The organism is Snuella lapsa (assembly GCF_039539345.1).
In the GTDB taxonomy this organism is placed as follows: domain Bacteria; phylum Bacteroidota; class Bacteroidia; order Flavobacteriales; family Flavobacteriaceae; genus Snuella; species Snuella lapsa.
In genome coordinates this window covers 170,490-179,163 of the sequence record NZ_BAABCY010000086.1, presented here as the reverse complement: position 1 = coordinate 179,163, position 8,674 = coordinate 170,490, and the positions used below count along the sequence as shown (strand labels likewise).

Here is an 8,674-nt window from a genome sequence, read left to right as displayed (position 1 = left end):
ATTCATTCAAGTCAATTGAGACTATTTGAATAATTGAGATACCTCGTCAGCTTGCTGCGGGGTCATTCATTGTTGTATTAAATGGAGCAGTTATCCCATAAATTTAATCATAAAATTCTGAAACAACAACTATTTTAAATAGTAAGTGATTGATAAATAGCGCCGTAATAAAGTACTAACCCCTAACGATACAGTTACTCACATTTCAAATTTATCCTGTATTCCCAATCCCATGTTCTACCAGGATCTCTCGCTATTAAAACCAAGTTTGTAACAAGAAAATTGTTATAATATGGTATACTTCGAAACAGTTCAAGAGCTTTATATAACATGGCAGTATCTTTGGCTTTTGAAATGGTCATATGTGGAATATCAGGAACGATTAAACTTGTCTTTTTTCTGTGTAGATCACGTTCCCATAATATTTTAATTTGAGTATGTAGTTGCTTTAAGGCATCTGTAATAGGAACCTTTAGCAATAAAACTTTAGCTTTAGATCCACTAAACGTATCAAAGTTGCTCACATCTAATCTAAATTCCTGTAAATTGGATAAGGCATTAAAGCTTTTTATAAGCGTATCCTGATATTGTGGGCGCATTTCGAAAACAGCTAAAGTAATATGTGGTTTTGAAGCAGATAGTGGCTGCTTGCCAAAGTGCGTAATAAACGTTTTCTTAAAACCTGTAACATCTGTGAATACTGGTTCTGGAGGGACGATCCTTAAATTATATATTTTTGGATTGGTTAATATCATGCATACAAAATTAGCACACCATTTTTATGTATACGTACCCCCTATTCCGAAGTAACGGTTTTAGAAACGGTATTCCCTGTGTACATAATGCCGGTTCTGGACATGCTATTTACTAAAATATTAGTATTTGTTCCTGGGGTTAAGTGTATTTGTATCTGATAGTTTTCAGCTCTTTTTGAAGCATCAAATCTTAGCGTATATCCGTTAGACTTCTTGTTTTTACTTATCTTTAAGTTTTTTGCTAAGGCTTTGAACTGAATCCCTGTATTGGAAGAATCATAGCCCCCTCCAAAATGACGCTCACCATAAAAGGGTAAGAATACATCAACACTATCTTTCATCATTTTTAAATAATACCCATCTGCACTAACATCAATACGGGACAGGTTACTTCCTCTGGGAAAAAGCCCAGCATTGAACACTTGCTGCATACTATTTGTTATTTGGGGGTAAATAGCGTTTACTTCAATGGTAAAGTCCTTTTGGGACACCATCCGATTTAAAGCTTCTATCTGTTCGGGTGCAACAGACTTTCCTGGACCACAAGTCCAAAAAAATATAGATACTACGATAAAGGAAAAAACGCTTACTTTCATTAATTAACGAATCAACAACTCTAATTATAAATATACCAAAAAATATCAATTTATCGAGACAAAAGCTTTTATGCCTTTTTAATCGAAGAGAATTCCTTTCGGCTGAGCCTCTGGGTTTCCGTTGAAATCGTAGATTCATGAATCCCCTAATTTAAAAATGCTAATCTAATAGTGCAGTCGAAGTATACCCCTACGGCTCTGCCTCGGGGATAGTTCGTTTCAACTGAATAAAAAATGGATGCCCCAAAAATAAATTTAAGACACCCATTAACGCATCAACACGTAATTAGAGAGAGTTAATTAAAATCGTAATGATTTTTTTCTTTTTTGGCCTAGGTGGTAACCTAATCCAATACCTAGTCCAAAAGTGACTATTAAGATAGTAGTTGAGACTATTACAAGAGATAGCATAAGTATGATATTTATAAAGTTAATGGTTAGATTTGGAGTAATTAATAAAGAAAAAGCCACTTAAGGCTTTGTCTTTGGATGTAAATTTATAATCTAATTGGTATAATCAAAAGTATAATATCATAAAATACTTATTTTCTTGATATATATCAAGATTGTATTTCTGAAACCAGATCAATTTGATAAGTACTAAGTAGGCGGCTAAAGGTTTCGGGACGCATACTTAATAATGAAGCTAAATATTTATGGGGTGCCCTGTCTAGTAAAAAGGCATTGCCTGCTTTTAAAAAATGATTAAACCGTCCTTTGGCAGAAGGGATACGGGATATAAGCGTTCTGTTTTCAGCATGAATATAATATTCAATAAGTAAAGAAGTAAATATTTTGGTCATTTCAGGGAACTTATCAAGAGCCTTTTGAAAATCATTGTACTCAAGATACTCAACATAGGTGTCTTCAATAGCTTGCATACTTTCTTTAGCACTGGTGTTTTTAAAAAACCCGGTAATTGATGTTACTAATTCATTATCACTACTTAACCAAGTCGTAATTTCTTTTTTCTCTATTATGTGAAAGCCTCTTATTATACCTTTTTTTATATAAAAAAGTTTATTGCATATAGTGCCACTTGAATTTAAAAACTCGCCCTTTTTGTAGTAAGCGTGTTTAACACATTTTTGGTAAAATACTTTAAAGTCATGGGATAACGGATTAATTTTTTCTAAAAAATAAAGTGAAAATGATATTTTTTTATCAGACATATTTGAGGGCATTTTATAGGCTTCTAAAGTAAGCAAATATGATGGCTTTTTAGAATTATTTTTAGGAAAATACTATGCGTTAATAAAAAAAATCCTACCAAATAGATTGTGAGGTTTAAAATTGTTTTTAAAATGTAAATCAATAGTATCCAAAACTTATAAAGCAAGATCGTTTCAGTGCAAGATAAGATATAACTCATAATTTGAACATCAGCGCTTTACATTTATCTGTTTTGCATAAATGATGACTTTTAAAGAATCTATCTTTTCGTTGCTAAAAACACTTCTTAAAAAGACAGAAATTTTAACTTACAGAAAATAAAACAGTCTAATTTCTTAAATCTAAAAACGTAGCGGTCTTAAGTCTATATTTCGGATAGCTGTGAATGTAAATATAAAGCGCTCATTGGGACTCTGTCTTGTGGCTGATTTTTTTAGGTTAAAATTCCCTTTTACCAAACTCACTTTCAATAAACTTGGCTTTATTTTTAACCTTATTAAATGTATATGATAGATTTAAAGATACCATATCCACTTCGTAAACATAATTGGTTGTAGTATAAAATGCATTAGGTCTTGAAGTTGTAATGCGTTGCTCATTGGTATTTAACAGTCCCATATCAATATTTTGCCATTGTAAGGTAGCAGTTAAGTGATTGTCTAAAAATCCTTTGCGTAAGGTTAAATGCGGTGTATAGTATCTAGAATCCTCGCCCATTGCCGTATTTCTATCAGATAGATAGTTAAAAGAAAACTGCACGCTGGCATTTTCCCAAAAGGAGTAAGTAGAATTTATATTTAGAGAGTATATGGTAGATTTGCTATCCACATTATAGGCTCTTTCAATATCATCTCTATGTCTAAATTGAAGAGCACCGTCAATTGTATAATCGTAAACATTAGCACCAATAAAGGTTGTCCAGCTTTTGCTAGGCTTAATTGAAGCGCCTATTTCTACCCCTAGGGCGTTACTCTTTCCAACGTTGGAATAAACCCGGTTTAGAATACTGTCTATCACGGCACCACCAGCTTCATAAGCTAGGGTGTTAACGCGATTTATAACGTTATCGACATGGCGATAATAGGTCGTGGCATATATAGCATTACCTCCTTTAAGTTTTTTTGTAATTCCAAATTCTACCAAATCAATAAATTCCGGCAATAAAGTATTGTCTCCTTGTTCAAACACTTCAGAGTGTTCCCGTTCTGCAAAACTGTTCATTTTAAAAGTGGTAGTCCTATCTACACGTTTACTGTAGGCCATTTTAAGTTTGGTTTTGCTGTTAACTTCATATTGTAATGAAGCCGATGGAAAAAACTTAACAAAGTCGTAAGTGTAGGTATTTGGGTTAGACATACTCTTTAAAGATTCAGTATAGTTCCTATCCATAGATTCCAATCTAACGCCAAACGCATAATCCCATTTGTTTTTGGCTGCTGTTAGCTGTAAATACCCTGAGTGAATGGTACGTTTTAATTTTATATCACTGGAAAATTCAGGTACTAAATTACCATCACGCTCATAAACAAATTCGCCTGTATGATTTAAATGCCTGAATTGGTATCCAGTTTCTAGGGTTCCGAACGAAAATGGTTTCCATTTATAATCTATATTTAAACGTTTTCCGTACAGTGGATTATCATTTGTGTTATATTCTTGCTGATATACAATACTGTTGTCTGGATACCCCAAATTATCGTTTTCGGTAGGGCCTCCTAAAAAGGTGTACTCATATAAAAAAGAAGTAGCTAGCTTAGAGGCATTGCCAAACTCGTGGGTGTAATCGAAACTAGCCAGAGCAAAATCGCCCTTACGAATACGCAAATTATGATTGTAATAGGCAATCGAATATAGGCGATTGTCACTTTCGATAGGTGACACAGCATGATTGTCGTAATACACAATATCGGCCAAACGATCCTTTGTGTGTTTTCCTGCAAAGAAACCCAAAGAAAATGTATTGGCCTTGTCGGGTGTAAAATCAACGTTAAACCTTCCATTGTAATTTATTTCATCAAAACTACGTTCTCCGTTTGATGGTAGAAATGTTATTTTGTCTTCAGATTGATTTACAATAAACAACTCACCTTCTCGTCTACCTGTTTTATCGTTACGTTGGTAGCTGGTACCAAGTGAGACATTCCACTTGTCTGTTTGTGAATTAAAAGTAATGTCCATACCATAACGCTGAGCCGCTTTTTTTGTATCGTACGGTTCTATTGAAGGGAAACCTCCCCGAACGTTAATTTGTGTATAAGTGCCATTGGCAGCCCCCTTTTTTGTTATGATATTTAAAATCCCACCTTTACCTTCGGGATCGTATTTTGCCGATGGAGCTGTGATTAACTCAACAGTCTCTAGGGCATTGGCCGGTAGTTGTGCCAATATAGAGGCGGCATCGCCTTGGGTAGGCTTTCCATTTACCAGTACGGCAAAACCTTTACTACCACGCACACTAATAGCTCCCTGTCCATCAACGGTAACAGAAGGGAGGTTCTTTATCACATCAACTGCATTGCCTCCCTGGCTGTTTTGGTATTTTTTTGTGTCGAATACTTGTTTGTCTATTTTATGTATTACAGTAGAGCGTTCGGACTTAACCAAAACCTCGTCAAGTTGATTCCCAAGACTAAGTTTTATTGTGTCCAATTGTATACGCTCGTTTCTTTTACTTACTTTTATGTTTGCTATTCTATTGGGAGTATATCCCATAAATGAAGCTTCAAGGTAATAGTTTCCTGTATTTATTCCTTTTATGGAAAATTCTCCTAGAGCATTAGTTATTACACCCGTTACTAAACTTTTATCGTGTTGATTGTAGAGAGCAGCCGTGGCATATTCTAATGGAGACAAATTACTATTGTCTATAATCTTACCAGAGATTTGGGCATATAAACCATTAGTAAAAAATACAAATATTATTACAGTAAATAAATTTTTAATGGTGTTTGTATCTAATAATTTCATTTAACAAGTTTTATTTTCTTTCTGTAAGTCAGACTATTACTGGTGCAATGACACCATGTATCATTTCTGTTTGGATCAAGATGTTTTTGGCTTGTTTTTCTTCAAAGAGAGCCAAATTTAAAGGTGCAAATATAAACTGACGAAAGGAACTTAAATGGTTTATTTGTAAAAGTTAAGGTCGATACCAAATACAACAACAAAGGTTATTGGTGATTGTTTTTAAACTGTAAAGGAGTAAGTCCTGTATGTCTTTTAAAATATTTAATAAAATGGGAAACATCCTTAAATTCAAAATAGAAAGCAATCTCACTCACCGATTTGTTTGTGTAGACCAATAATCGTTTTGCTTCCCTTATAAGAAAATCGGCAATAACTTTCGAAGCTGTTTTTTTATATTTTTTTTGACAAATTTGATTAAGGTTTTGCGGCGTAATATTTAAGAACTCTGCATAAAAACCAACATTGTTTTTAAGGGTTTGGTTTAACATTTCTAAAAAACGAGTAGCGGTATCAGTAGCATCTACTTTTATACGATCCAAACTAGAGTAAGTCGCTACTTTTGATATTAAAGCTTTTAGAAGCCCTTCTACAATATCTTGTTGAACATTTTCGTGATTGGCTTCTCGGCACAAAACCTTAAATAACTTACGTATGGTCAAGTCTTTCTTTGGGATATTTATTTTTTGCTTGCCATCCAGTTTAAATAGCAATGTGTTTATGTGTTTATCGAGTGTTTTCTCTAAAAAGGATTCCTTTATAATGATAACATAGCCTTTTGGTTTGGTGTCTATTTCCCAATGATGCACCTCCCCTTTCTTTATTAAAAATACAACAGGTGGTTTAATAGCATAGCGTTCTAAATCCATGTAGTGATATCCAGAGCCTTTACTAAAGAAGACTAACTCTAGATACTTGTTATGTCTGTGAGGTTTAGTATAACGCTTACTAACATCAAAACGGGCTATCTTAATGTTTTCTAACGAAGTAATCTTATTGTATGTAGCTATGGTTGTGTGCAAGTTCTATAAACATTCTACTATGTATGCAAATAAACAAATAAAATAGAATGTCCAGCCTATTTAACAATTATTTTATAAAGTCCTACATTTTTTGTAACTTATTATGGTCATTAATAGTCTGATTAATTCTTTTTCAGCTACGATATTAGGGCTTCATAGCTCGTGTATTACTTTATAGTTTAAAATTAGAATTTCAAAAATAGTTTAGCCATGAATTCAATGTCTGTTTTTAGTATTATAATCATTCTCTTCCTTGTATCTGGCATCCGCATTGTTTATGAATATAAACGTGCTTTAAAATTTAGATTCGGTAAATATATAAAAACATTGCAACCAGGTTTTAGATGGATCATTCCTATTGTAGAGACTATTCAGATAGTTGATATTAGAGTTATTACCATAAATATTGTTTCTCAGGAAGTCATGACAGAGGATAACGTACCCTGTAGCATCGATGGTGTGGTTTTCTTTAAAATTAATGATCCAGAACGTGCTGTATTGGAAGTTGAAGAATATAAGTTTGCCATTACCCAATTATCACAAGCAGCCTTACGGGACGTATGTGGTAAAGTAGAATTGGATACTATTTTATCCAAACGTGAAGAAATGGGGAAAAACATTAAGCGTATTGTTGAAATAGAAACCAAGGAATGGGGTATTGATATTAATGACGTAAAGATTAAAGACATACAATTACCAGAAAATATGCGTCGTATGATGGCAAACCAAGCAGAAGCCGAACGCTCGCGAAGAGCACGTATTATATTGGCACTTGCAGAAGAACAAGCTGCTGGAAAATTGCTGGAAGCAGGTAAACTAATAGATCAATCTCCTTCTGCCATTAAATTAAGGTTGTACCAAACGCTATCGAACATCGCAGCTGAAAAGAATTCGACTATCCTATTTCCATTCCCAGAGGAGGTATTGCCCAAAAAAGCCAAGGACAATAATTAATTGAGAATGTTGTTTATTGCCGTAATCCAATCGTCAATATCACTTGTATTGGTATTTAAAGCCCTACTGCCATTGCCATAAGGTTCATAAACATCTGGGTTTGTAACCGAAAAGAACCCAACGGTTGGTGTTAAGGAAGCACTGGCCAAGTGCATAACACCATTATCGGCAGCAATGAATACAGCTACATTGTTAATGATGCCCCCCATTTCCCGAATATCCTTACTGTAAAAATTAGGTGCTTTAAAGTTTATTTTGGATATGTTTTCAATAGGTAACATTTCAATAATGTTATATTCTGGATATTCCTGTTGCAAACGAGCATAAAACGTTTCCCACCAATCTTCAGAATAACATTTATCACCGGTAGCATTGGTATATATACAAATAGTTTTTTTATCATTTTTAACAATACCATCTAAAATTTCTTTTCCTTTTAGCACCTCATTTGTATCGAGTTTTATGTTTAAAACAGGTAAAGTTCCATCATTAATTGAAACGCCCAATTTTGTTAAATATCGTCTTAAATTATAAATAGGATATTTAGATATATGCTTGTAATCTTTATATTTTAATTGAATCTCCTCGTGTACGTCCCCAAAGACCTTAAAGTTAGCTTTTGAAATTTGCGTTAATAGCCTTCCTGATGACGAATTTTTATCACCATTTATAACTAAATCGTATGTTTTGTTTTTTATTGACACCCACCCTTTTGCATATTTAAATAAATTACTAAAAGGTTTTCTGGGTAATTGAATAATCTTATTAATTTGGTGGTAGTTTTTAAATACGGGGTTGGCAACACCTCCTTTAACAAACAAATCGATTTCACAATTAGGAAATGTATTGATGACTTCCTGAACAATTGGAGTTAATAGTAATTGATTTCCCAGTCTGTGATTAGGCCTAATAATTAAAACCTTTTTTATATCTTCTTTTTTAAGACTTCCTATTTCAGGATCCGAGTATGAATTGCCAATATGCTTGGTAATTCTATGCATAACTTTTCTTCGGATATTATTTATGAATATTTTAAATGACATTTTAAGGGTGCTAATTATAAACCGGCGCAAATTACAAATAAGACAAGAGCCAGCCAAACATAATAGAGGCTTAAAGACACTTTGATTTTGAGAAATATAGATTGTCGATTAAATAAAGAAGTATCATTTTTTAACCGAGATGCAACCCTATATTTTTTTTGTTGTCT

7 protein-coding genes are annotated in these 8,674 nt (G+C 33.4%); 1 reads left to right on the top strand and 6 read right to left on the bottom strand.

Features of this window, described 5'->3' with window-relative positions:
* Positions 1–194: 194 nt before the first annotated feature.
* The 5 genes from ABD792_RS16775 to ABD792_RS16755 form a co-directional block, all read right to left on the bottom strand.
* Positions 195–755 (bottom strand): 2'-5' RNA ligase family protein, encoded by a 561-nt coding sequence (locus ABD792_RS16775; protein ID WP_345007525.1) that lies wholly within the window; start codon positions 753–755, stop codon positions 195–197.
* A gap of 41 nt (positions 756–796) precedes the next feature.
* On the bottom strand, positions 797–1,351 hold the full coding sequence (locus tag ABD792_RS16770; RefSeq protein ID WP_345007524.1) for a DUF4251 domain-containing protein: 555 nt from the start codon (positions 1,349–1,351) through the stop codon (positions 797–799).
* A 560-nt stretch (positions 1,352–1,911) separates the two neighbouring features.
* Entirely contained in the window at positions 1,912–2,523 is a 612-nt protein-coding gene (locus tag ABD792_RS16765) for a Crp/Fnr family transcriptional regulator (protein WP_345007523.1), read from the bottom strand.
* Between the two features lie 439 nt (positions 2,524–2,962).
* Positions 2,963–5,491, bottom strand: a complete 2,529-nt coding sequence (locus ABD792_RS16760; protein WP_345007522.1) for a TonB-dependent receptor — start codon at positions 5,489–5,491, stop codon at positions 2,963–2,965.
* Positions 5,492–5,694: 203 nt separating this feature from the next.
* Positions 5,695–6,510 carry an AraC family transcriptional regulator gene (locus ABD792_RS16755; RefSeq protein WP_345007521.1) on the bottom strand — a complete coding sequence of 272 codons (816 nt, stop codon included), beginning with the start codon at positions 6,508–6,510 and terminating at the stop codon, positions 5,695–5,697.
* Positions 6,511–6,720: 210 nt separating this feature from the next.
* Between ABD792_RS16755 and ABD792_RS16750 the strand changes: the two genes are divergently transcribed.
* Entirely contained in the window at positions 6,721–7,464 is a 744-nt protein-coding gene (locus ABD792_RS16750; RefSeq protein WP_345007520.1) for a slipin family protein, read from the top strand.
* On the opposite strand, the gene ABD792_RS16745 is transcribed toward ABD792_RS16750, so the two are convergent.
* Positions 7,461–8,465: a glycosyltransferase family 9 protein gene (locus ABD792_RS16745; protein ID WP_345007519.1), complete on the bottom strand. Its 1,005-nt coding sequence runs from the start codon at positions 8,463–8,465 to the stop codon at positions 7,461–7,463. The genes ABD792_RS16750 and ABD792_RS16745 overlap by 4 nt on opposite strands.
* Positions 8,466–8,674 lie beyond the last annotated feature (209 nt).